The organism is Paenibacillus hunanensis (assembly GCF_034055775.1).
Lineage (GTDB): Bacteria > Bacillota > Bacilli > Paenibacillales > Paenibacillaceae > Saccharibacillus > Saccharibacillus hunanensis.
Window position 1 is genome coordinate 3,931,125 of the sequence record NZ_CP139194.1, and the last position, 24,328, is coordinate 3,955,452.

A 24,328-nucleotide genomic window follows, 5' to 3' on the forward strand; every position below is an offset into this window, starting at 1 on the left:
TATTTGTCCACATGTTATTCGCTCATATGTTGTCCGTTCTAAGGAGCAGGCATACTTGACATTTAACTATAACAAATCAATAAGCACAGTCTTAATTTGGGATCAAACTATATACGCTGATATGTGTATGGGTACAGAAACCTCTGCGCATGAAGCACTGAATCGAATACGGATAGCACTGCAAATATGAATAGGAGGACGATTGGCATACAAGTACAGAAGACAAGCGATTGCTACTCCTCATCCTGCTCAATCTTGATCAACTTGCGCACAGGCAGCTCCTTCTCTCCATACCAGACCAGCACATCTGCCAGCAGATCCAGAATACGTATAAAACTTTCTTTATCCGCTTCCGAAATCGTATCTGCATGCTTGAACATCTCATCAAAGCACAGCTCACGCACGAATTTTGTATACTCCGTATACACCTCGCGACCCTTCTCAGACGGCTTGATATAGATGTCTTTGCGATTCCCGCTTAGATGATACTTTTCCAGCAGTCCTTTTTCCGTCAGATTTTTGACGTTTTTGGAAAAGGTACTTGGACTCACGCCGAGACGTGCTGCCATCTCTGACATCTTCTCGTCCTTGTCCTCTGCCTCCAAAATATATTCCAGCGTCTGAATCTGCGCTGCCGAGAACATCACATCGGTGCCATAGCTGCGCTGTAGCTTGTACGTGTTCGAATACGCATTACCGTACTTGATGATTTTCTCAATCAATGCCCGATGGTTACCCATCCAATCTAGTTTCATGGGAACCCCTTTCATGTTTTGTATTATCTTCTCAAGCTATGCTGTGGGTTCACATAGGGTATTCTCATATGTTGTATTCCCATCAAAGTTATATTCTCAAAAGTAGTCGTTTCGCTCATGAGCGAACATGTGCTTGAGAAGTGGCTTTCTCCGAGTTTATTGAGATTACACGCGCTTTTCAATCCAGCTAATCGTTTCCTCGATCACTTCATCCCGGATTGTTTCATTGAAAATCTCGTGCATCAGATGCGCATAGATTTTGAGCGTTTTATCCATTGAGCCAATCTCTCCGTAAAATTGACGTGAATCCAGTTCACTCACCAATCCATCATTCGCTCCATGCAATACAAGCACAGGCTCGACAAAATCAGTCGCATGCGCTTTTAGCCAGTTAATGCCTTCGCCCAGACTGTTGAACAGGTCTACCGAGATTTCCTTTTCCACCAGTACATCGTTAGCGTAAGCGGTTACAACCTCAGGCACACTACATACGCCATCACCGAGTGAGTTCGGGATATACGTTCCAGGCGGTAAATCCATCGGCAACCCGCCTGCAACCTGTGTATTGTAACGAGTGAGCGCGCCAGATAATACGATTCCCTGCACCTTTTCTGGATACTTGGTCGCAAAAGAGGACGTAGCAAATCCGCCCATACTGTGCCCGATGACAAAAATCGGAAGATCACCACTTGATTCTTGAACCTGTTCAACGGCTGCATTCACATCATCAATCATATGATGGAAATTGCTGTAATACACCCGTTTGCCTTCCGAGCGTGCATGACCACGATGATCGAATCGGTATACATTGAAGCCGCGCTCGTTGAGCTTTTCGGTAAGATAGTCATAACGGCTAGCATGCTCGCATAGACCGTGAACGATGACGATGGATGCTTTGGCATTGGGGACGATGTTTCTACTGAAATAGAGCTTGGTGCCGTCGAAGGATTCGAGTTGGGTTTCGGTGAATTTCATAGGGTTGGTAGTCCTTTCTGTGTGCTCTAAGTTTAGGGGAAAGTAGGCTTGGAATCGGCTAAACTTGAGCAGGTTACATTTTTAGATGGGAACGTGTAGGGTTGAACAGCACTGATTCATTGGTGCTCATACAGGTGGTGTGACATTGAACGTTTGCAAAGCTCTTTCTGTCACCTTGTGTTTAGAGATTTGTAATATGAGAATATCTGTGAAGAAAAATTTGTATATATTAGAAAATAAATTGTTTCTAATAGAAATAATATAATGATTATTCATAGATTGTCCAGAGAAATTTAAAGCGCTTACAAAAATAAAATATACTTTACCTCATGAACTAATCATTAATCTAGTTTGCATGTATATAGTACGGATTATATTTCTGATCTATTTAAATCAATAGTCTTTACTAGATCTACATGCAAAGTAAACCTTATGCTAATCTCATGCACATCCTTATCCCAATACCACAAGTCTCAATAGAGTGATTATGATAATACTAAAAGAAAAGAACCCTTGCTAAGCAAGAGTTCTTCAATATGGAGCCTAGGGGGATCGAACCCCTGACCTCATCGCTGCCAGCGATGCGCTCTCCCAGCTGAGCTAAGGCCCCATGGCGGTATGATTATGTATGACTCGAATGAATCAACTCTCTTAATATAGCATGCTGAAATTTATGAGTCAATATTTAACATTTCGATAGAAAATTCCATTTTCCCGTAGAATTCCACTCTAATATACATGCAAAACACCTGCCTCCTTCGCCTGTACATTTTTTATACTTTGAGCAACTATCCCAGTCTTTTATGATTCTACTATTGGACTATATTTACTGCGTTTACTATTTCAACTTTATATGCTACCTCCACTCTAAACACTACTTTCAATATATCTACTGCTTCAATTACACCGCTTCAGTCATTTCATTAAAGTAACCTTTTCATTCATTGCCACTCTCGCTACTACATTCAACTCCAATCCTCACACCTACCCCACTACTCTGTGACAACCCCGTGACAGTTCGCTCACTACGTTGACTTCCATTCCTATACAACTGGTATAATAAAGTTATTGAATAGTTTAAGATAACAAACCGGATGAAGGGAATATGGTGTTCCTCCATAATGTATCGTTACGATATGTCATTATGTTGCGTACTAGCCTTCCCCACCGGCCCGATCGATACACACGAAAAGAGGCGAATATCGTTGAAGTATTCAGCTTTAGCAAAGGCAGGACTGGGTCTTGCCTTATTACTTGTTTTTTTGACCGCCTGTGGACAGCCGAAGGAAACACGGGCAGATATTTTTAATCCAAATGGTATTAAGGTGATGCCTGTACGTGATTCATTCGGACAGATGGTGAATGTACCGATCTCGCCGAAGCGAATTGCGGTGACCGATCAGCTAGCGATGGATTATTTAAATGCGCTGGATGCAACGGTCTCTCTTGCAGCAAAGCCAGCAGGTGGAAGCTATGTATTCCCTCCTTACACCGAGCAGGAGCAACGCAATAGTCTGACATTGATCGAAACATCGAATGGCTCCCTTGACCCGTCTGCACTGGCTGGACAGAAGCCGGATCTGATTTTTACCGACAGTAGCGATCGCAGTGCATATGATGCCCTGTCCAAAATCGCTCCAACCGTTTACATCGATCCAACACTGGACTGGCGTAGTGAGCTGTATATGTACAGCACATTCCTTGACCGCGATACGATCGCACGTCAATATATGAATGCATACCAGAAAGACTCCAACAGTGCGAAAAACACGATTGCAGCAGCGAACCCAGGTACAATCGCAGCCGTGATGATCAAGGACAATGCGATGCAAGTATACGGTAGCTCACAGCAAGGTACAGGCGCGGTAATCTATCAGGATCTGGCATTGAAAGCACCGGAAGGTATACCAACAGGTGCAGCTTCCACAACGATCACCATGGCACAGCTCCAGCAAATGAATCCAGATACCCTGTTTATTGCTACAGGTGAAAAGGATGATACTGCCGCCGCACTAAGCAAGCGTATGGAAGCATCTGCGGATGGCGCAGCATGGAACGAATTGAAGGCTGTACAAAATGGAAAAGTATATATCGTTGATTCCGGCTTCTTCAACGATACGCCACTTGCCAAGTCGTACGTGATTCAGACGATTGCGGATAAGCTTACCAATAAATAAAAATCCTTACCGATAACAGAACCATTAGTGCTGTATCCTCTAGCGCTAGTGGTTCTTTGTTATTTATGGCTCGCCTTTAATTCTTCTCCTATTACTATTACTATTACTGTTTCGTTTGTACGTCTTATAATCACTTTAGCTAGCCGTATACTTGTTTCAGCTATGCGTTTTATATGTACGTTTATAAAACCGTATTCACCTCGATACATATCCTTCATGTAATCTTGTTGCTACTGCTACTCAAGCGCGCCCTTTCAATCTGATACCTTCTGCAATATCATTCTTAATTCTCTTGGGGTACAACATTCAAGCTTAATAACATTTATATTCTAAATTTTAATCCTGGATCTTCACACAATCCCTACAATAATATTGTTGCAATCCCTCACCATATGTAGTATTATCTTAAATACGGTGATTCTTTCACCACTTCCTGTCTCACATCATGAACCACACAACAAGAGGAACGGGAAGTTACATATTGCTTGCGGTCGTGGCGGAATTGGCAGACGCGCACGGTTCAGGTCCGTGTGGGCTTACCCCCGTGGAGGTTCGAGTCCTCTCGACCGCACCATATGCTTATAACCAGCACGTAATTGATTCGTCGATTACGTGCTTTTTTGATTCTTCAAAGTAAAGCCGCCGACCGCACTTCATGTGCAGATCGGCGGCTTATTTGTTTTTACATGTCTCGTGATTGGAATTGTAGGGGCGGTAGAGGGTTGAGTTATGATGACGCTTGAAGTATCGCTATGCTACCAACCACATCACTTATAGCAACTACATAGCTACTTCAAATACAGAAATACATAGCTACATAGATTACAGCACATGCACACTAGCATAATAGCTACATAGATCACGCACATACACAGTAACACACTAACTTCATATGTTACAGCACTTACATAGCCGCATCAGGTTACACTCCATACCTTCCCTTATCCCTTATTTTAGATCTGCAACAAAAGTGGTCACACTCTGTGCAGGCAGACTCATCGTAAACGACGAACCGGATGTATTCACTGTGCCGGGTGCCAGATTACGGCTAGCATCGGTTGTCCAGGAGGATACTTTGGATACACTACCGTTTTGCAGCGCAAAATTCTGGTTTGTTGCGGCATTGTTCTTGTTGATCGCTACGATCACTACCTTACCGTCACCTTTGTAGGCAGAGACGAACACATTGTTATTCGGGCTTTCGGTAGCATCAACACGAGTATAACCTGGGCGAACGAATTTGGAGAAGTGCGCCATGCTATAGCCACGTTTACTGATCGTACCGTCTTCCTTCATCGGCCCATATTGTCTGCGGATGTACCACCATACGTACGTTTGGAAATTACCGACTGCCATCGCTTTGTGCATATGGTATGCCACATCTACACCTTCCGGCCAGCGATCGGCAGAGTTGTTATCGCTGTTCGGGTAATAAACCTCGGTCATCCACAGCTCTTTTCCGGCTCCCTTTTGCTGGAACAGCGGATAGGAGAAGTTGTTGAAGGATGTCCCGTATGTATGCGTGCCGAGAATATCCATATTCGCCAGTGCCTGCGGATCATTCAGAATCGGGTCAGACATATTTTTCAAATACGAGAACGATTCGGGAGCGATAACCCGTGCATTGATCGAGCCTGCATTTTCCTTCATAAAACGCAGCATTTCCTGTGGTGTCCACCATGTCCAGGTGTGCGCATAGTCCGGTTCATTTTGTACAGAGATCGCGTACAGATTCACACCATTGCTTTTCATATAAGCGACAAAGTCGTTCAGGAATTTGGCATAGTCCGCGTATTTATCATAACGCAGACGCTTCGCAGAAGTATCTCCATCGTGATTGAACGTCTCTGTCATCTCGGCTGGTGGATTCCATGGAGAAGCGAATACGATTGCTCCCCGTGCAGCAGCGGCTTGAGCGGTTGGCAACTCTTTTGCCCAGTTGCTTTTGTTCGAGTCGATATACACACGTAGTACAGAGAAGCCTAATTGATTGTTGCCATTACCGAATGCAGTATCGCGCTGTGAAGCGGTCAGATCGCCAGCCCACAGTGCATGGTTGATCCCACCAAAGCCACGAATAACCTGCTTGGTGGAGGACAGATTCACTACTGCATCCCCTGCCGCAGATACCGGTGTCGGTGAGACAACAGGTGTCAGCAATGAGAATAGAGTAGCAACGACGAGCATGACACTGATTGATTTCTTTGTCAGATCAAACAAAATATCATCTCCTTAGCTGTTTTTAAATGAAACAGTTACTTGTATTACTATCTCTATTATGTATTTTTATACATTTATTGAGCAATATTATAATCGCGTAGTGCTTGTGAAGCGGATCACCAACAATATAGAAATACATTCCAATGTATAAATTGTGCTCAAGTTAAGTATAGTTTATATCTTGAAAATGCAGACACAACTATATGGAAATTACCATATAATTACCAAACGTTGCGTATTAGTATTCGGATGTTAGGCGACTTGTATACAGGAGTGCCTATTTTAAAATAACATCAAAAAAAACATCATCACTGTAGAGTGAATTATGCACTCCAAAGCGATGATGTTATCCTGTAGCGATACAGATCAGACATGGAAATTCAGCAAAGAGCACTAACTTTTATTCCAAATCTAATCTGCCCTGTATGCAGTCTGCCTTGTACCAGACTGCACTAGTTCCAGTTACTTCTAACTTACTCAACTACTCGTTAATAATCTAGTCCATTCAATCCTGCTCTGACTGCTTATCGTCCTGAGCCTGTGCATCCGCATAGGTATTGGATGAGGTAGTACCGGCTTGAGGCTTGGACTTCTTCTCATGCTTCGGATCGTCGCTGAGCAGTCCTTGTAGCTCCTTCATGAACATATTGATGTCCTTGAATTGACGATACACCGAGGCGAATCGTACATAGGCCACTTCATCCACTGGATACAGCTGCTCCATAACCAGTTCTCCGACAGCACGGCTCTCCACCTCAGCAAGTGCTGTTGCATACAGGCTCTTTTCCACCTCGGATACGATCGCATCCAGCTGATCGACCGATACCGGACGCTTCTCGCACGCTCTGATCAAGCCGCGCAATAATTTATCGCGGCTGAATTCTTCCCGGCTTCCGTCCTTTTTGATGACGATTAATGGGGTTACCTCGACCATCTCAAACGTGGTAAAGCGGCGACTACAGCTTTCACATTCACGTCTGCGGCGAATCGATTTATTATCGTTAGCCGGTCTTGAGTCTAGCACCTTCGTTCCATTGTGACCACAGTAGGGGCATTTCACCGCTGTGTCACCTTCCTTTCATTACTAATGCTTGTTCATCGCTCTGGTGTGTCTGTTCGTTGTGTTAAATAGCATTCATGGTTCGTCTATAAGTGCGTTATACAGGCTGCATGATTCAGAAAAGGTAACAAGGCAGCTATGCCTTGTCAAAATCGGTCATACAATTTGGTATATTGCTTATAATAATATAATACACGTTGCACATAATGTCTCGTTTCGCCATAAGGAATATCTTTGGCGTCTTCGAGCGTGCCGTCCCACTGACCGTTTTTGATCCAATTTTTCACTTTACCTGGCCCTGCATTATAAGCGGCGATAACCGCTACCTCATTCCCACCGAACTGCTGCATCAGATTGTTAATATACCAGCTGCCCAGCTCGATATTCGGCTCTACATCATGCTTCACGGAATCCAGCGTGACATCTTTGAGATGTGCCTTTTCCATCGCCCAGGTGGCGGTATCTGGCATTAGCTGCATCAATCCAAGCGCACCCTTTTTCGATTCCATGCTTGGCTGGTAGTTCGTCTCTACCCGAATAATCGATGCGATCAGGTACGGATCAACCTCGTAATTGGACGCATGGGCACGAATCTCATCCCGATATTCAATCGGATAAATGAGTGACAGCCAGCGTGCATTGAACAGGACAAGCACAAGCACAATCGCGAACAGTGGAAGTAACACTCGCTTACGGATAACGGTTCGTTTGAGCTTATTCATCCTAATCCCTTTCCTGTCCAATAACGCTCCAGCTGAGCCTCCGTCTGCTCCCATGTCCCGCTATTATCGATCACCACATCCGCAAGCTGCTTCTTTTCCTCGATATCCATCTGTGCAGCGAGTCGCTGTAGCGCCTGCTGCTCATCCAGACTATCGCGCTGCATCAAGCGTTGTAGCTGAATCTCTCGCGGTACGTAGACGACCATCGTTTCGCTAAATGTATAGGCACCCTTCGATTCATACAATAGCGGAATATCCGCCACGACGAGGCGATCGGGATCAGCCTTCTCCAGCTCGGCAACTCGTGTATGAATGAGCTCGCGAATAGCCGGATGTGTAATACCCTCCAGCGCCTTCCGTTCCTCCGGGCGTCCAAAAATATGCGCGCCCAGTCGCTTGCGATCCAGTGTCCCATCCTCCAGTAGCATGTCGGTACCAAAGCGCTCGCTGACCTGCTGAAGCACCGGATGTCCGGGCAGCATAACCTCGCGTGCAATCTGATCCGCATCTACCAACGCCGCTCCATGCTGTACCAGCCATGCAGCTACAGAGCTTTTGCCCGTAGCGATTCCTCCGGTTAATCCTATATTCATGTTGTCACCCCATTGCTTTTTGACGCGCTGGCAAAGGCTGGCATACCGGGCAATAATGCGTGCCCCTGCCGCCGACTACTGTTTTCTCGATCAATGTACCACATTCCTGGCAAGGCTCTGCTTTGCGTCCATAAATACGAAGGCTATGCTGGAACATGCCCATTTCGCCTTGACCGTTCACATACGACTTGATCGACGAGCCGCCTGCGGCAACTGCATCACTTAGAGTAGATACAATCGCTTCATGCAGACGAATCAACTGCTCCCGGCTCAGATCAGATGCAATCGTCTCGGGATGAATGCCAGCACGGAATAAGGCTTCATCCACGTAAATATTACCGATCCCAACGACATAGGCTTGATTTAGCAGTACTGGCTTGATCATCGTTCTACGCTTGCTAATCACGCTAATAAACTGCTCATCTGTAAACTGCGGATCCAGCGGCTCTAATCCAAGCTGCACCAGTGGCTTCGATTGAAGCTCCTCGCCTGTCGCAAACAGATGCATCGTACCGAATTGACGAACATCCTTATATCTTAGCTCTGTACCATCGGTAAAATGGAAAATAACATGGGTATGCTTTTCCACTGGCTCATCGCTGCGATATACGCCGTAGCGTCCTTCCATCCGCAAATGGGATACCATCACTAATCCATCTAAAATAAAGCGCAGGAATTTCCCGCGACGTTCTACCGTTTCAAAGGTATGTCCCTGTAGCTCCAATGCAAACTGCTCTGGATCATCCGGTCGCTGAATAATACGTGGCAGCGATACGGTTACCCGTTCAATCTGTTTGCCGGGAATCAGGGTGTTAAGCGTGCGTCTGACTGTTTCTACTTCTGGCAATTCCGGCATGTTGTTCACCTATCCTTTGGGTGTACGTCTATGAGTGTGTGCAATTAGCAGCAATCACTGCGGGAAGGAATAAGGGGACGGACTCGGGTGGAGCCGCGGGAATCTTTTGGAATGGGAAGGAATGAAGATTCCCGCCCCTCCAAAGGAGTCCTTTCCCCTTATTTCCTTCCCTCCGTTACGTGTTGCTTGCATCATACTCATAGTTGTACAGATTTAGTATCGTAGTTTTATAAAATCTTGGTTCGTGGATGCGTCTATATGCACGTTCTAGCAATTCTTAATCTGGAAATCTGGAATACGCATTTTAGCTTACTCAATTACAAGATATAATCATATTACTTGGCTTCGTACCAGTTGGCACCGTAGCTTACGTCTGCTTTGAGGGGTACTGAAAGCTCCAGTGCGTCTCTCATGACCTGTGGTACGAGTGTTTTCATTTGTTCCAGCTCATCGGCTGGGACTTCGAATACTAGTTCATCGTGTACCTGTAGTAGCATGCGGCTTTTGAGTCTATTTTCGGTTAATGCGCGATCCATGTGTACCATGGCGAGCTTGATGATATCGGCTGCTGTGCCCTGGATCGGTGTATTCATCGCTGTACGCTCGGCGAAGGAGCGCAGGTTGAAATTGGACGAACGAATTTCTGGCAAATAGCGGCGACGTTCTAGCATTGTTTTTACATAGCCATTCTGCTTAGCTTCATCGACGATCTCGTCCATATAGCGGCGCACGCCCTGGAAGACGTCGAAGTATTGATTAATGAAGTCGCCTGCTTCTTTTCGGGTGATGCCGAGATTCTGGGACAAGCCGTAGTCGCTGATGCCATATACGATGCCGAAGTTAACGGCTTTGGCAGAACGGCGCATATTGCTGTCGACCTGTTCCTGTGCTACACCGAATACATCCATCGCTGTCTTGGTATGGATATCCATATCGTGGACAAACGCATCCTTCAAGCCAGCATCGTCGGAGATATGAGCTAGTACACGCAGCTCGATCTGGGAGTAGTCGGCAGATAGCATCGACCAGCCCTGCTCGGATGGTACAAATACTTTACGCAGCTTGCGGCCTTCTTCCAGACGAATCGGGATATTTTGCAGGTTCGGGAACTGACTGGATAGACGTCCGGTTGCTGTGATTGTCTGACGGAAGTATGTGTGTACTTTACCTGACTTCGGATGAATCTCCTTGAGCAGTCCTTCAACATAGGTTGATTGCAGCTTGGCTAGCTGACGATACGTTAAAATGTATTGCACGATATCATGATACGGTGCCAGCTCCTCCAGCACATCTGCACTGGTGGAATAGCCCGTTTTTGTTTTCTTTTTCACTGGCAGTCCAAGGCGATCAAATAAAATCTCGCCCAGTTGCTTCGGTGAATTCAGGTTGAATTCCGTGCCTGCCATATCATAGATTTGCGCGACCAGCTTACTGATTTGCTGTTCAAATTCTTTGCCCAGTGCGCGTAGTTCATCCGTATTCACGGCTACGCCCTGTTTTTCCATATCGGCTAGAATACGCGATAATGGCATTTCCAGATCGCTGAACAGTGGTGTCATCTCATTTTGCTCTAATTGCTCGCGTTGCAGTGGAACCAGCTGGCGAATCGTTGCCGCTTTACGAGCTAGATGCTGGCTCAGTACGTCCTGCTCGGGTACTTTGTACTTTGCACCTTTACCAAAGACCGCTTCATCCTCTGACAATACAGGTAGCGCATACTTGGAAGCAAGTGCGCTCAGACTTTGACCGGATTCCGTTGGGTCAAGCAAATACGCAGCGATCTGAATATCAAACGCAGCTCCGGCAAAAGCAATGCCTTCCCAGAACAGCACCAGATCGGCGCGATGCAGATCATGTCCCTGCTTCGGAATGGAGCTATCGCCCAGCCATGTGCGAATCGCTGCTGCTGCATCACTTTTCAGTACATCCGGTGTAAGGAAATAATATTCCTCTGGTGTACCGAACAGCACGCCGACCAGCTCCGCATGATGCGGATTATCGCCATGACTCTCTACATGAACGACATCCACTGTACTCAGCGCGGCTTCAAGCTCGGATACCTGCTGTTCGCCCAGCATGGTCACCTTCAGATCAGGCATCGGTGCTGAGCCACCCTCTGCATCGGCATTCAGCTCATCGAGCGTTGCATCTGGATGAGCCGCTACATCGCTCAGATCAAGGCGCTGCAAAATCGACTTGAACTCCAGCTTTTGCAAGGCGGTTACTGCTGTCGCGGCTTGAATTCCTTCGTACTTCATGCTATCCCAGCTTGCATCGAATGGAACCTCACGGAAGATGGTCGCCAGCTCTTTACTCAAACGTGCATCCTCTGCATGCGTCTCGACCTTTTCCTTCATTTTACCTTTGAGCTGGTCGGTATTTTCCAGTACTTGTTCTACGGTTCCAAACTGATGTAGTAGCTTGAGCGCAGTCTTCTCCCCAACACCCGGAATGCCCGGAATATTGTCGGAAGCATCGCCCATCAAACCCTTCAGGTCGATGATCTGCGCAGGTGTCAATCCATAACGCTCCTGCACCTCATGGGGGCCGTATTGCTCGATTTCGCTGACACCCTTGCGTGTAAGCGCGATGCGTACATGCTCAGAGGCAAGCTGGAGCATATCCTTATCGCCACTCAAGACGAGCACCTCGCAACCCTTTTCCTCTGCCTGACGGGATAATGTACCGATAATATCATCCGCTTCATAGCCCTCTAGCTGATAATGAGAAATACCGAACGCAGTTAGCAAGTCCTTGAGTAACGGAAATTGCTCGGATAGCTCAGGTGGTGTCTTCTGACGACCGCCCTTGTAATCCTGATAGCTGCTATGACGGAAGGTGATCTTCCCCGCATCAAATGCGACCATCACATGGGTCGGCTTATGCTCCTCCAGCACCCGTAATAGCATATTCGTAAAGCCGTATACCGCATTCGTATGCAAGCCTGACGACGTCGTCATCGGCTGCTGCATCGCAAAGAACGCGCGGTAAATAATACTGTTTCCATCTATTAACATGAATTTGTCCATAGTTCCTCCTGTGATTGATGCCTTCGGATCGATACCGTATGCACCGTTGCTATAAGCAGGTCATTGTGTAGGTCTCCTGTTGCCTGCGATTCCTGCTTCCGAACACTGTACGTTCTATATAAAAGCAGACCGATATCCTGTCGAAACAGGACGTTTTCTTCCTTCTTCTATGATACCACAAGCCCCTGCGTTCCAAAACAAAAGGCACCGGAGAAGTTTCCGGTGCCTGCTGTTCTGCAACATGCCAAAGATATATAGGATGTTTTCTGTTGTTAACGTCTTCTGAATCATTGAAGCAAGATGCAGGGTACGATTGGTTTCATACGATGCAGGGATGCATGCTATTGTAGCTACGCACCGCAGCATAGTGGAATTCGTTTAGCTGTTCAGATCCGGACGTTTACCTGTTACCAGATATACGACGCTCTCTGCAATATTGGTCGCATGATCGGCAATACGCTCAATATAACGACCTGTCAGATTGATCAGCATCACCTGCGGACCATCTGCTCCATTTTCCTTCACATACTCGTGTAGCTCACGAATCATACCGCTGTACAGATGATCGACCTGATCATCATCCGTACCTACCTTGTGGGCAAGATCGGTATTTTCGTCCAAATAAGAACGAATCGAATCACGAATCATCTCTACTACGATCTCCGACATTTGCGGAATGTCCTTGAGCGGCTTGATCAGCTCAGAGCCTTGCAGACGCAGGGTAACCTTCGCCACATCCAGCGCCAGATCACCCATACGCTCCAGATCACTGGAGATTTTGAATGCGACGATAATGCGGCGCAGATCCTTCGCTACTGGCTGCTGCGTGATAATCAGGCGCGAGCCGATATCCATAATCTTTTCTTCCATTTCGTTCAGACGGTAATCGTTGTCTACAACGCTTTTCGCTAGCTCCACATTTTTGCTTTGCAGCGATTGTACCGCTTCTTGTAATGCTTCGATAACATGATCTCCCATGGAAGCGAGTAACTCGCGAAGCTCGTACAGGCTTTCATCGAATCCTTTCCGGTTAGGCATACATGATCCTCCTATGGCTGATTACTTGTTTGGAAAAGCTGGATATTCGTGAGTAGAAGTCAAGCAGTGCCTGTCAGCCGAAGCGTCCAGAAATATAATCTTCCGTACGAGAATCGGACGGATTGGAAAACATCTCAGTCGTATCGGTAGCCTCTACAATCTCTCCATTCAGGAAAAAGGCGGTCTGATCGGAAATACGTGCTGCCTGGTGCATATTATGTGTCACCATCACGATCGTATAGTCCTTTTTCAGATCCTGTGTCAGCTCTTCAATCTTGAGTGTAGAGATTGGATCAAGCGCTGACGTTGCTTCGTCCATAAGCAAAATATCCGGCTGCCCGGCAATCGCACGCGCAATACACAGACGCTGCTGCTGACCGCCTGACAGGCTAAAAGCGGACTTTTTCAAATGGTCCTTGACCTCTTCCCAGAGTGCAGATTGCTTCAAGCTGCGCTCGACAATCGCTTCCAGCTCCGACTTGGATCGGATGCCTTGCAATCGTGGGCCATAGGCGACATTTTCAAAGATCGATTTTGGAAATGGATTCGGTTGCTGGAATACCATACCTACCTGCTGACGCAAGCCTTCTACCTCAACGTCATCGCCATAAATGTCCGCGCCGGCAATCTCGACCTTGCCTTCAATACGCGTGCCGGGGATCATATCATTCATTCGATTCAATGTACGCAGCAGTGTCGATTTACCGCAACCGGATGGGCCGATAAATGCAGTAACTGCTTTTTCTTTAATGCTAAGTCCGATATTTTTAAGAGCATGATGCTTCTCATAGTATAAGTTTAATTGTTCGATACGAATAATGTCTGACACAAGGTCACACTCCCCTGATTTCTCTATATTCATAACGCTGTGCCGCTACATACAGCGGCTGGCATCTATACATGATACGGGATGTTTGTAAAGCGTGAGCTCCCGAATTGTAAAGGGAGTGTAAAACTTGCTTTGACAGATTTCTATGCTCTACTGATGCTTATCGCAGCATCGATTTACTTTGCGCCTGCTGCTTTAGTGTATCCATGACGAGCATGGTTAATCGGCTTGCTTCACCTGCGGTTCCATGCAGATGCTTCGCCTGTGCAGACGCATGATCAGCTGCCGATGCCATTTCGCCAAATAACTGATCTGCCTGTGTAATACGCAGCATACTCGCATCCATTGTCTGCTCAGCCGTTTGACTCGACTGAGCCGATTGTCCGATCATCTCATTCAAGCTACCGAGCAGACGTGCAATATCGGAGGACATGCCTGTAATGCGCTCTGCAAGCAATCGCATCTCAGACGCCACCACTGCGAAGCCACGTCCAGCCTGCTGTGCACGTGCGGCTTCAATCGATGCGTTTAGCGCCAGCATACTACTCTGGCCGGCAAGCTGAGCGACATCGTCCACGACCTTGCGCGCTTGTACCGTATGTTCCAGCATTTGCTCGGCTTGAACACGCTGATCGTTCACAAGCTGCTGTGCCTGACGGAATTGTTGATTTGCCTCTGTCAGCTGATGGTGACCAGCAACGGTGCGCTCCTTGATCTCTACGAGCTGACGTGACGTTTCATCCGCAGCATGGCTCACTGTGTTAACAGCTTGACCAATCTGCTCGACATAGGTGTAAGAGGCTTGTAGAGACTGTACGCGCTGCTGTTCAGCCCCTGTCTGTAAATGACGTGACAGCTCCATCAGATTGCGAATCGTAATCGCACCTGCCAGCTTGCCTTGATCTGTCAGCAATACACATTCATAAAAGGCTTCGCCCTCACGAGCAAGCGCAGCATCTACGACATCTGCTGGCTGATCATGCCGATCCACGATCAATGGCTCATTCTGGCTAAATCGACTCGTACTGCGTCCATAATATAATTCTGTAGCAAACCGGCTTGCCATCCGTCGATAAAATTGCTCACGCATAATCAGACCCATCGGCTCACCGTGTTCATTACAGATCGTCACACACGGTAGCTCGGGTTGATCGCGGAATCGCTGTAACGTCTCCCCACATGTCTCATTACTACGAATCTGCGGCACTTTGATCAGATAATGACCTAGCTCACATTCCGGCAAGGATGAAGTAGGCTGCTCGACTACCCATGTGGTTGTAGCAATAGGAGCAGCAGAGGAAGCATGGACTGGTGTGTGAATCCCTGATGCAGATGCTGATGGAGTCATAATACTCGGTTGAGTAATTGTTGAGCGTTGTTGTACTTGATTGGTTGCTGTTGGACTGCTTGCTTTGGAAGTAGTCTTATGGCTGGTTGTGTTCGTCATTATGCTCATAGGGGTCGTACGGCTCGTAGTTGCCATATGATTCGAGCTTGTAGACTTTGTTATCGTACTTGATGGTGTAGCGGACTTAGCTGATGCTGGTGTATTTTGAGTAGATGGACTAGACGGAACTGTCGGGCTAAGTGGGCGCACCATATGAGTCTGGGTTGTCGAGCTGGTCTGGCGAATAGGATTCGTTTGAGTCATCGAACGATCCTGAACTGCTGCGCTAGCATTCGTCGAGTTCGCTTTTGTTGGGTTCGTTTTTACAGTGGTGCTTGTCTTCGTCGTAGTTGACGATGGCACAACCTTACGATTGGAAACCGCTTGTGTTGCTGAAGCTGCTGGCTTTGGTGCAGTTGTAGTAGCATGAGCGAGACGATTAGGGCTTGGCTGTGCCTGAGCTGTCGCTTTTTTCTCTATTGTGGTTGTATTGCCTGGTAGAGCAGGCGCAGCAGTAACCGACTGCTTCTGATTGACAGCAGATGAGGAGTCTACCCTGGCTGACCGATTCGTAGCAGGTACTTGTTTGTTCGTAGCAACGGAGGGCTGAGTGTTGGCAACGACTGGCTCATTCATTTGAACTGATGACTGATTCACAGCAGTTACTGGCTTGTTCGTAGTAACTGAAGATGTTTTGACCGCAGCTGTCGGCTCCTCCTTGAGCATCGGTGACTCGTTCATAGCCACTACTGGCTCATTTGCGGTTAGGGATGGCTTGGATGTTGACACATCATCGGTATCCTTCATTCCTGTTGTAGCCTGATCGTCTATCGACCCAGCACTACGATTCGTGCTTTGTGGCTCTGTGTTGGATGACGGTGTTGTCGTTGTATGGCTAGGCTGTGTATGGGTAGGGGGAGAGGCTACTGGTTGGCGTTCAGTGACCGTCGATTCCGAAATGTTAGCGACTGTTGTTTGTTCCCGTTCTTTTAAGGCTTGAGTAGTCAATTGTATCGACTCCTTAGTTCTTTAGTATTACTATCCCTTAAAGACTACTGGATTATTGTAAAATAAATTGCCATATTTCTGCATAAGTATGTAATATGATGGTTCTTCCTGATTTAATTTCGTAAAATAGAACTAGAAAAAAAGATGCTCGTCACTCCGTTAACCGGAATGAGGAGCACCTGCTTTTTTACGTACGACTAATTTATAACCGACACCGCGAATCGAATCGATATGCACGGAATCGGGATCAAGTTCAAGCTTTTTGCGTAAGGAGCTGACGTGTACATCGACTGTACGCTGTCCACCAATATAATCAAAGCCCCATACCGCGTTCATCAGATCATCCCGTGTCATAACAACACCTGGCTTGCGTGCAAGATACAGCAGCACTTCAAATTCCTTAGGGCGCAGCGTAATCTGCTGGCTTCCCAGTGCAACCTCGTATTTATCCGGATAGATCATAAGATCGCCAAGCTCGATCCGGCTCTCCTGCACATCCTCATCAGCTGGCTGATCCTCACGTCCGGTTGCACGACGCAATACAGCAGCGACACGAGCAAGCAGCTCCGATACACCAAATGGCTTGGTAATGTAATCGTCTGCGCCTGCCTTCAATCCTTCTACAACTTCCTCTTCCGCATTTTTCGCGGTCAAAATAACAACCGGTGTGCGAATGCCGGAGCTTCTCAGCTTGCGTAAAATATCCAATCCCGACATACCTGGCAACATCAGATCGAGCAGGATCAGCTCGAACGACTCGTTCTGAGCACGCTCCAATCCGGCACTGCCATGATCCTCCACCGTTACCTCATACCCTTCCTGGGTCAGGTTGTAGGATAGTAGACGGGACAACGTTGATTCATCTTCAATGACCAGCAATCGTTTAGTCATGATAACCTCCACTCGGGTTTACATTTCTTTCACCGTGACCAGCATATCACTATTTTGTTAACACAGTGTAAAAATATTGAATTTGGTTATCCAGCAGTTATGCAGTGATTAAAATTCACCTTTATTCCGTCTCATCAGCCTGTAGCAGCGGCAGATTCACCGTAAAGGTCGAACCGATATTAACCTCGCTCTCCACGGTCACCTGACCGTGATGCAGCTCTACCAGGTGCTTCACGATGGATAATCCCAGCCCCGTGCCACCTGAGCTACGTGAGCGTGCTTTATCCACCCGGTAAAAGCGTTCAAAGATACGTGGCAGGTCCTTACGCGGAATGCCCATCCCCGTATCCGTCACATCAAAGATAATCCGCTCATCACCCTGCTGGGACAGCGTTTCGCGTACATTCAGACGTACCTGTCCGCCATCCTGTGTATAGTTTATCGCATTCGAGATCAAATTCACAAAAATCTGACGCAACCGATCCTCGTCTGCCTCCATAAACAATTCCTCTGGCACCTGCATATCGAGCGTAATATTCTTCTTCGCTGCCGAAGCATTCAGCATTTCCCGAATCGTCTCGAAAAATGGCTGTAAATGAATCGGTGAGAAATTCAGCGGCGAGCGCTTGGATTCGATTTTAGACAGCTCCAAAATATCACCGATCAGACGATTCAGCCGCTCACTCTCGTCATAAATAATTTGTAAAAAGGAGCGCGAGGTCTGCTCATCCTTTACCCCACCGCTCAGCAGTGTCTCAGCAAACCCTTTTACCGCTGCAATCGGCGTCTTGAGCTCATGCGATACGTTAGCGACAAACTCACTGCGCATCCGCTCCAAACGACGGATATTCGATACGTCCTGAATCAGGAAAAGCATCCCACGATACGTATCATCATCCTCGAACATCGGCACACCATCAATCTCGATCAGACGTGGCTCTGGATTGTATAGCGTCTGCTCATCATGGATACGCTCTTTGCGCCGTAGCCCATCACCGAGCAGCTTGCTCAGCTCGTAGTGCTGCTTCAGCTCCTGATATGATTTGCCGATCATACGCTTCGAGTTAATGCTGAGCATTTCCTCGGCAAAGCGGTTAATGAGTGCAATTTTACCGCCATCATCGACCATGACCATACCACCTGTCATGTTGGCGAGTACACTTTGCAGTAGATCCTCGTTATCACGAATGACCTTGAGCTGCATTTCCAGACTATCTGCCATATTATCAATCGCCTTGCCCAGATCACCGATCTCATCTTTACGATCTAACCGCACTCTAGCTCCATAATCGAGACGAGAAATACGATTCGCTACGCGTGTAATATGCTCCAGCGGACGCGTCAGGCTGGCAGCAACGCTGTAGCTGACCAGAGCAGCAATCACAAACAGCACAAGCAAGCTAATGCCCATAATTGTCCATGTGCTACGCACACCATCCTCGACCGCGACAAGACTCATCGACAGCCGAATATATCCGTCAAACTGTCCTGCCTTTTGCACCGGCGCAGCGACATATAGCATATTTTCCTTGAGCGTGCTGCTGTATCGAACGGCACTGCCCACCCCATCACGTGCCGCAGCAACAATCTCTTCACGGCTAGCATGATTGTTCATCGTACGTGGATCGCTTTCAGAATCGCCGATCACCGTGCCGTCCTTTTCAATAAAGGTAACACGTGAATCGGTTAGCCGCCCGATCTCTAAGGCTTCACGAGAATAATAGCTAAATACTTCATTGGAGGGTGCCCCATTTTCACTACCGACAGGCTGAAAGGCAAATGTGGACTCCAGAAGTCGAATTTCCCGTAGCATATTGTCTTCCAGCGTCTGCTCATGCGAATCTCGGTAAATATGCGCCATCGTAAAGGCTGCCGCCAGGCCGAGCACAGCCAGCAGAAGCATAATAATAATAGTCAGGCGAATGCGGAACGGTTTCATGCGGTTGCGTCAATCTCCTTTGATATAGTTTGCTTCCTTGAGTCGTTGTCTACTCCGGTACGCCTCCACACGCTGAAATACGGAATATTGTAGTGTTGCCATCGGCTGCTGTAGCATAATGCCGAGCACAACAGGAACCGCGGTCTGCGGGCTAAAATAGCCCATCGCAATGACCATCCCGACCGATATATTACGCATTCCAGATGTGTACGCCAACGTCACCGGCAATTCACGACCTTTCGCGCGAAGTATACCAGAACAGACGTAACCGAGTCCATAGCAAAGCGCAACTGTAATGAGCACCGAAGGAATGACGAGCAACAGATCGCCCTTGAGCGCGCTAAGCTGTGGCGCAATTGCAGCGGCATTAAGTAGTACCACACCAGCAAAACAGAGCTTGGACAGCGGCTGTGTGATCGGTGCTGACCATGGCTTAAATTGACCCCTGGACAGCTCATACACCACCATACCGAGGAGGGTCGGAACGACAATGATAAGCATCAGATCACGAATCATCCCAAGCGTATCAAATTGAATACTCGCACCGAATAGCCATTCAATCAGACCAGGCACGACAAACGGACTGATCGCCGAATCGACAATGACGAGTGCGAGAGCTAGCGCTACATTTCCCGATGACATGCCCACCCATAGCACAGAGGATACCCCCAGCGGAATCGCTGTGAATAAAACCAGTCCAATCGTATACGGTGAGCCTGCGCCGAATAATAATGTACCCAGCTCATACGCAAGCAGCGGTGCAATGACGTGGGCTAACACAAGTGTGAGCAGCACAGGTAATGGCTTTTTCAATACGCCCTGTACATGCTGTCTACCACAGCCAATGCCCATCACAAATGTAACAAAGGCAAATAAGTACGGAATCCAGCTCGTATACGCGATCAGTTGCTTCGATAATACAAATCCAAGTAATAACGTGCACGGAATAATCGCAAACATATATTTTTCAAATAGGCGTGTAAAGCTGTCCATCGTTTCCCTCATAGGTTGTTCCTTTCTTTGTCGGTGTTGGATACGGGCTAGGTGACCTAGGTGTGCATTTACTAATTCTGTATTGGTTAAGACTGCTTATTGACTTTTTACGCAAGCATGGAGTGATAAAATGACTCGCTCAAACTCTATTTTTTGAAATGATTATCTTCCATGATAGCATACTCTGCTAGCAATCTAACGACGAATGGGGATATTTGTCACAAAAAGTTTAACGTGTGCATAAATGAGTATGTTCTTATATCTGGCGATGTAGCTTAGATCGTTTTTGAGGTTTAGTTTGGATGATTGTTGAGGATTCGATAATGATGTATGTATCTTTGTACGTTTTGTATTGGATGGATATAACAGGTTATATTGGTTTTGAGTTTTGAGTTTTGAGTTTTGAGTTTTGAGTTTTGAGTTTTGGGGTTTTGTAGCTCTATAGCTTTGTAGATGATGTATAGTTTAGTATACATTCTTGCTCTTTCTTTCACTTTTCGTTTTCTTTTTCGATGTAATTTCTTTATGCTTCAATCTTCTATTTCTTCTATATTAAAGAACACAAAAGGAGCCTCGCAAGGCTCCTCTCATGCATATCATTGCATCTAACCCAATGACATTGACTCTATTGTATAACCGCTATGGTATTCATCATTAACCGTTCACGACTTCGCCGCCATTGACATGAATAATCTGACCGCTCACATAGGAAGAATCCGTACTTGCCAGATAGACATAGGCTGGAGCGACTTCGTCTGGTTGTCCCGGGCGTCCCAGTGGCTGGGATTGTCCGAATTCGCCGACACGTTCAGGGTCAAAGGTAGCTGGAATAAGCGGTGTCCAGATCGGCCCTGGTGCTACACCATTCACACGGATGCCCTTCTCTGCCAGATTCATCGACAGGGAACGTGTAAAGGCAACGATTGCCCCTTTGGTCGAGGAATAATCGAGCAGCGTCGGGCTACCACGATAAGCAGTAATCGACGTTGTATTGATAATTGTCGAGCCTTCTTTTAGATGCGGCATCGCGGCCTTGGTGATAAAGAACATTCCGAAAATATTCGAGCGGAAAGTGCGTTCCAGCTGCTCTGCTGTAATATCCTCGATCGATTCCTGTACATGCTGCTCTGCTGCATTATTCACGACAATATCCAGGCCGCCTAGACTTTGTACTGCCTGCTCCACCGCAGAACGTGCAAAGCTCTCGTCTCCGATATCACCTGCGATAGCTACGCATTTGCGTCCTTCGGCCTCAACATAGCGTTTCGTTTCTTCTGCGTCATGATCCTCTTCACGATAGATGATCGCAACGTCAGCACCTTCCTTGGCAAAATGGACAGCAACCGAGCGACCGATTCCACTATCGCCTCCGGTGATGATGGCTCTTTTGCCCTGTAGCTTGCCTGCTGCCTTGTATTCCGTGGCTTGAGACTGTGGACGTGGTGTCATTTGCGACTCATGACCTGGCAACGATTGATCCTGTTCTGGTATGCTTTGTGGTTTACTGGACATGTTCAGTTCTCCTCTCATTCAGTGCATGATGATTTAACTTTAGAAAGTCATTCTTAATGCGCTGAACTGGAAAATGCCTCCCAGTTCACTACGTTGCGTTATTACCACCCACCTCTTGCAATTAAACAAAATACGTTAAATTTATAATCAACCTTCAACAAACAACGAAGAACGGATAGTGAAATATAGATATTCAAATTCATTTATTTGGTACCCATTTATGGTTATGCTTATGTTCCATAGTTGCGCCTATATTCAGATGAAATAGCTATATCTGAAATGGATTTGATGGGCAAATTATACATAGGAAAGATGTTGGACAACTATTTCGTGAATTTAGCAAAACCATTCATTTACAATATAATTCTCATAAACAACAGGGCTTTATATGTACAATAAAGCTTATTATGAAAAATAAGGTGTCATCGATTATGACTAAGATACACGCCCTTTTCATTAAAATAAAAATAAGCCGATCCTGCTCAATATCGAACAGGATCGGCTTGCTTGATTCGGTTTGCACTATAAATCTAAACCTGAAGCGGAATGGATTTAGATAATATGACGATACACCATGAAGAACGTCATCACGAGCAGACATACCGCCAGTCCCATCGCTAGCCCACGGATCTTGCCCGTGTAGACAGCGATATCTTGCTTTTGCTGGATGTTTGCCAGTGCAAGACGAAGTGGCTTACCCATAATACCGCCCAGTGCAGCGATTGCGAGCAGCAGCACCACGACAATGACCATCCATGCAATCGAATATGTACCCTTTGTCATCAAATAACCGCCTGTGAGCAGCTGTACGATCAGTCCGAACTGAGCGATACGGTTTAGCACACGAATAATAGAGATCGCACCGGACTGCGATGATCCATCGAGAGCTGGCAACTTAGCCGCAATAAACGGCAGCAAAATATAGAAGCCTGTCGATAAAGCGCCTAGAATGTGCAAAAACACGAGAAATCGTTCCAAAGCTTTTCTCTCCCATCAGATTAGATTATGATCTTCCCTCTTTGCGTCATTTCAAATCGGTTGGAAAATCAAGTTGAATACGGCTTCAACCTTAACCGATTAACGCTGGGCAAGATCCTTTGCAATCTTATTTTAACCAAACTATTGTCAAAAATATAGCTTGTTCCAAAATACTCCATAGGTTTGATGATGTACTTTATGGTGGTACCACATATAACACTGCGTCAAAGAATGAGAAGAGAAACTTGAATGGAGCCGAGGAAATCTTCCCGAAAAGCAAAAAAGAGCCCCTAACCTTTACCGCAGTCGCGGAAGATTAAGGGCTCTCAGGCTATCGAATCAACTAGATTGAGTACCGTACATCGTATGAACAAAGAATCGGTAATGGCAGCAATAGCTGATCTGTCTACAATTCTTTTAACGTGTCACGATCTGCAATACGCTACGAACGGAGTCGGCTGATTTGTTGAGAGCAGATTGCTCGTCTTCAGTCAGCTCCAGCTCGAAAATGCGTTCGATTCCATCGCCACCTAAAATAACAGGAACGCCGAGGAACAGGCTATCATAGCCGTATTCGCCTTCGAGGAAGGCGATAACAGGTAGAATGCGCTTTTTGTCCTTCAGGATTGCTTCCGTCATCTGGGTTAGTGCCGCAGCAGGCGCATAGTAGGCGCTGCCGTTACCAAGCAGATTGACGATCTCGCCGCCACCCACACGGGTGCGCTGTACGATCGCTTCTAATTGCTCGGGTGAAAGGAGTGTATCGATCGGAATACCGCCGACACTGGAGTAACGGATGAGCGGCACCATATCGTCGCCGTGACCGCCAAGCACAAAGCCACGTACATCCTCAACCGATACGTTGAGCGCTTCGGCGATAAAGGTACAGTAACGTGCCGTATCCAGTACACCGGATTGTCCGATGACACGATTTTTCGGGAAGCCGAGTGTTTCGTAAGCTACATAGGTCATGGCATCGACCGGATTACTCAAAATAATGACAATCGATTCTGGCGAGTGCTGCTTGACCTGTTCGCATACGGCACGGACAATCCCTGCATTCGTATTAACCAGATCATCGCGACTCATGCCCGGCTTGCGGGCAACACCTGCCGTAATGATGACGATATCCGAGCTTGCGGTATCCGCATAATCTGCTGTACCGCGAATCCGGCTGTCGAAGCCTTGAACCGGACTTGCTTCTAGCATATCAAGCGCTTTTCCCTTGGTTGGGTTTTCGAGCTGCGGAATATCTACCAGCACTACATCGCCAAGTTCCTTCTGGGCTATCATCAAAGCAGTGGTTGCACCGGTAAAACCGGCGCCCACGATCGTGATCTTTTTGCGCTTAATCGCTGTCATGAAG

18 protein-coding genes and 2 tRNA genes are annotated in these 24,328 nt (G+C 46.9%); 2 read left to right on the top strand and 18 right to left on the bottom strand.

The genetic code is table 11. The features are described from left to right. Window positions 1-233: 233 nt before the first annotated feature. The 3 genes from SK066_RS15980 to SK066_RS15990 all read right to left on the bottom strand — a co-directional run bounded on the left by SK066_RS15980 (window position 234) and on the right by SK066_RS15990 (window position 2,340). Window positions 234-755, bottom strand: coding sequence for a MarR family winged helix-turn-helix transcriptional regulator (locus SK066_RS15980; RefSeq protein WP_320542227.1), 522 nt, complete (start codon window positions 753-755; stop codon window positions 234-236). Window positions 756-920: 165 nt separating this feature from the next. Next, a complete protein-coding gene (locus tag SK066_RS15985; protein WP_320542228.1) occupies window positions 921-1,730 on the bottom strand; it encodes an alpha/beta hydrolase in 810 nt (269 codons plus the stop codon). 537 nt (window positions 1,731-2,267) lie between these two features. Continuing rightward, window positions 2,268-2,340: transfer RNA gene (locus tag SK066_RS15990), tRNA-Ala, on the bottom strand. A 595-nt stretch (window positions 2,341-2,935) separates the two neighbouring features. Between SK066_RS15990 and SK066_RS15995 the strand changes: the two genes are divergently transcribed. Both SK066_RS15995 and SK066_RS16000 read left to right on the top strand, forming a co-directional pair. After that, entirely contained in the window at window positions 2,936-3,907 is a 972-nt protein-coding gene (locus SK066_RS15995; RefSeq protein ID WP_320542229.1) for an ABC transporter substrate-binding protein, read from the top strand. A gap of 487 nt (window positions 3,908-4,394) precedes the next feature. Further along, a tRNA-Leu gene (locus SK066_RS16000) sits at window positions 4,395-4,481 on the top strand. A gap of 374 nt (window positions 4,482-4,855) precedes the next feature. On the opposite strand, the gene SK066_RS16005 is transcribed toward SK066_RS16000, so the two are convergent. The 15 genes from SK066_RS16005 to mdh form a co-directional block, all read right to left on the bottom strand. Next, a complete protein-coding gene (locus SK066_RS16005) occupies window positions 4,856-6,127 on the bottom strand; it encodes a glucuronoarabinoxylan endo-1,4-beta-xylanase XynC (protein WP_407673682.1) in 1,272 nt (423 codons plus the stop codon). A gap of 505 nt (window positions 6,128-6,632) precedes the next feature. Then, window positions 6,633-7,187 carry a transcriptional regulator NrdR gene (gene nrdR, locus SK066_RS16010; protein WP_320542230.1) on the bottom strand — a complete coding sequence of 185 codons (555 nt, stop codon included), beginning with the start codon at window positions 7,185-7,187 and terminating at the stop codon, window positions 6,633-6,635. Between the two features lie 146 nt (window positions 7,188-7,333). Continuing rightward, window positions 7,334-7,909: a lytic transglycosylase domain-containing protein gene (locus SK066_RS16015; protein ID WP_188773955.1), complete on the bottom strand. Its 576-nt coding sequence runs from the start codon at window positions 7,907-7,909 to the stop codon at window positions 7,334-7,336. Then, on the bottom strand, window positions 7,906-8,502 hold the full coding sequence (gene coaE, locus SK066_RS16020) for a dephospho-CoA kinase (RefSeq protein ID WP_320542231.1): 597 nt from the start codon (window positions 8,500-8,502) through the stop codon (window positions 7,906-7,908). Before coaE ends, SK066_RS16015 begins: the two co-directional genes overlap by 4 nt. 4 nt (window positions 8,503-8,506) lie before the next feature. Further along, window positions 8,507-9,358: a DNA-formamidopyrimidine glycosylase gene (gene mutM, locus SK066_RS16025; RefSeq protein ID WP_188773953.1), complete on the bottom strand. Its 852-nt coding sequence runs from the start codon at window positions 9,356-9,358 to the stop codon at window positions 8,507-8,509. A gap of 335 nt (window positions 9,359-9,693) precedes the next feature. Next, window positions 9,694-12,387, bottom strand: coding sequence for a DNA polymerase I (gene polA, locus SK066_RS16030; RefSeq protein WP_320542232.1), 2,694 nt, complete (start codon window positions 12,385-12,387; stop codon window positions 9,694-9,696). 378 nt (window positions 12,388-12,765) lie between these two features. Then, on the bottom strand, window positions 12,766-13,425 hold the full coding sequence (phoU, locus tag SK066_RS16035; RefSeq protein WP_188773951.1) for a phosphate signaling complex protein PhoU: 660 nt from the start codon (window positions 13,423-13,425) through the stop codon (window positions 12,766-12,768). Window positions 13,426-13,498: 73 nt separating this feature from the next. Further along, on the bottom strand, window positions 13,499-14,254 hold the full coding sequence (gene pstB / locus SK066_RS16040) for a phosphate ABC transporter ATP-binding protein PstB (RefSeq protein ID WP_407673684.1): 756 nt from the start codon (window positions 14,252-14,254) through the stop codon (window positions 13,499-13,501). A gap of 160 nt (window positions 14,255-14,414) precedes the next feature. Next, entirely contained in the window at window positions 14,415-16,649 is a 2,235-nt protein-coding gene (locus SK066_RS16045; protein ID WP_320542233.1) for a methyl-accepting chemotaxis protein, read from the bottom strand. Between the two features lie 159 nt (window positions 16,650-16,808). Further along, a complete protein-coding gene (locus SK066_RS16050; protein ID WP_188773948.1) occupies window positions 16,809-17,540 on the bottom strand; it encodes a response regulator transcription factor in 732 nt (243 codons plus the stop codon). 121 nt (window positions 17,541-17,661) lie between these two features. Beyond that, a complete protein-coding gene (pnpS, locus tag SK066_RS16055; protein WP_320542234.1) occupies window positions 17,662-19,479 on the bottom strand; it encodes a two-component system histidine kinase PnpS in 1,818 nt (605 codons plus the stop codon). Between the two features lie 9 nt (window positions 19,480-19,488). Then, window positions 19,489-20,472 (bottom strand): bile acid:sodium symporter family protein, encoded by a 984-nt coding sequence (locus tag SK066_RS16060; RefSeq protein WP_320542235.1) that lies wholly within the window; start codon window positions 20,470-20,472, stop codon window positions 19,489-19,491. Window positions 20,473-21,126: 654 nt separating this feature from the next. Then, window positions 21,127-21,984 carry an SDR family oxidoreductase gene (locus SK066_RS16065; protein WP_320542236.1) on the bottom strand — a complete coding sequence of 286 codons (858 nt, stop codon included), beginning with the start codon at window positions 21,982-21,984 and terminating at the stop codon, window positions 21,127-21,129. A 552-nt stretch (window positions 21,985-22,536) separates the two neighbouring features. Further along, window positions 22,537-22,962 (bottom strand): hypothetical protein, encoded by a 426-nt coding sequence (locus SK066_RS16070; RefSeq protein WP_320542237.1) that lies wholly within the window; start codon window positions 22,960-22,962, stop codon window positions 22,537-22,539. 417 nt (window positions 22,963-23,379) lie between these two features. Further along, window positions 23,380-24,324: a malate dehydrogenase gene (gene mdh, locus SK066_RS16075; protein ID WP_320542238.1), complete on the bottom strand. Its 945-nt coding sequence runs from the start codon at window positions 24,322-24,324 to the stop codon at window positions 23,380-23,382. Window positions 24,325-24,328 lie beyond the last annotated feature (4 nt).

What these genes read in the sequence shown, in the direction of transcription:
- SK066_RS15980 (WP_320542227.1), bottom strand. Translation starts at nt 755, where the DNA reads ATGAAACTAGATTGGATGGGTAACCATCGGGCATTGATTGAGAAAATC.
- SK066_RS15985 (WP_320542228.1), bottom strand. Translation starts at nt 1,730, where the DNA reads ATGAAATTCACCGAAACCCAACTCGAATCCTTCGACGGCACCAAGCTC.
- SK066_RS16015 (WP_188773955.1), bottom strand. Translation starts at nt 7,909, where the DNA reads ATGAATAAGCTCAAACGAACCGTTATCCGTAAGCGAGTGTTACTTCCA.
- coaE (WP_320542231.1), bottom strand. Translation starts at nt 8,502, where the DNA reads ATGAATATAGGATTAACCGGAGGAATCGCTACGGGCAAAAGCTCTGTA.
- mutM (WP_188773953.1), bottom strand. Translation starts at nt 9,358, where the DNA reads ATGCCGGAATTGCCAGAAGTAGAAACAGTCAGACGCACGCTTAACACC.
- polA (WP_320542232.1), bottom strand. Translation starts at nt 12,387, where the DNA reads ATGGACAAATTCATGTTAATAGATGGAAACAGTATTATTTACCGCGCG.
- phoU (WP_188773951.1), bottom strand. Translation starts at nt 13,425, where the DNA reads ATGCCTAACCGGAAAGGATTCGATGAAAGCCTGTACGAGCTTCGCGAG.
- SK066_RS16050 (WP_188773948.1), bottom strand. Translation starts at nt 17,540, where the DNA reads ATGACTAAACGATTGCTGGTCATTGAAGATGAATCAACGTTGTCCCGT.
- pnpS (WP_320542234.1), bottom strand. Translation starts at nt 19,479, where the DNA reads ATGAAACCGTTCCGCATTCGCCTGACTATTATTATTATGCTTCTGCTG.
- SK066_RS16060 (WP_320542235.1), bottom strand. Translation starts at nt 20,472, where the DNA reads ATGGACAGCTTTACACGCCTATTTGAAAAATATATGTTTGCGATTATT.
- SK066_RS16065 (WP_320542236.1), bottom strand. Translation starts at nt 21,984, where the DNA reads ATGTCCAGTAAACCACAAAGCATACCAGAACAGGATCAATCGTTGCCA.
- mdh (WP_320542238.1), bottom strand. Translation starts at nt 24,324, where the DNA reads ATGACAGCGATTAAGCGCAAAAAGATCACGATCGTGGGCGCCGGTTTT.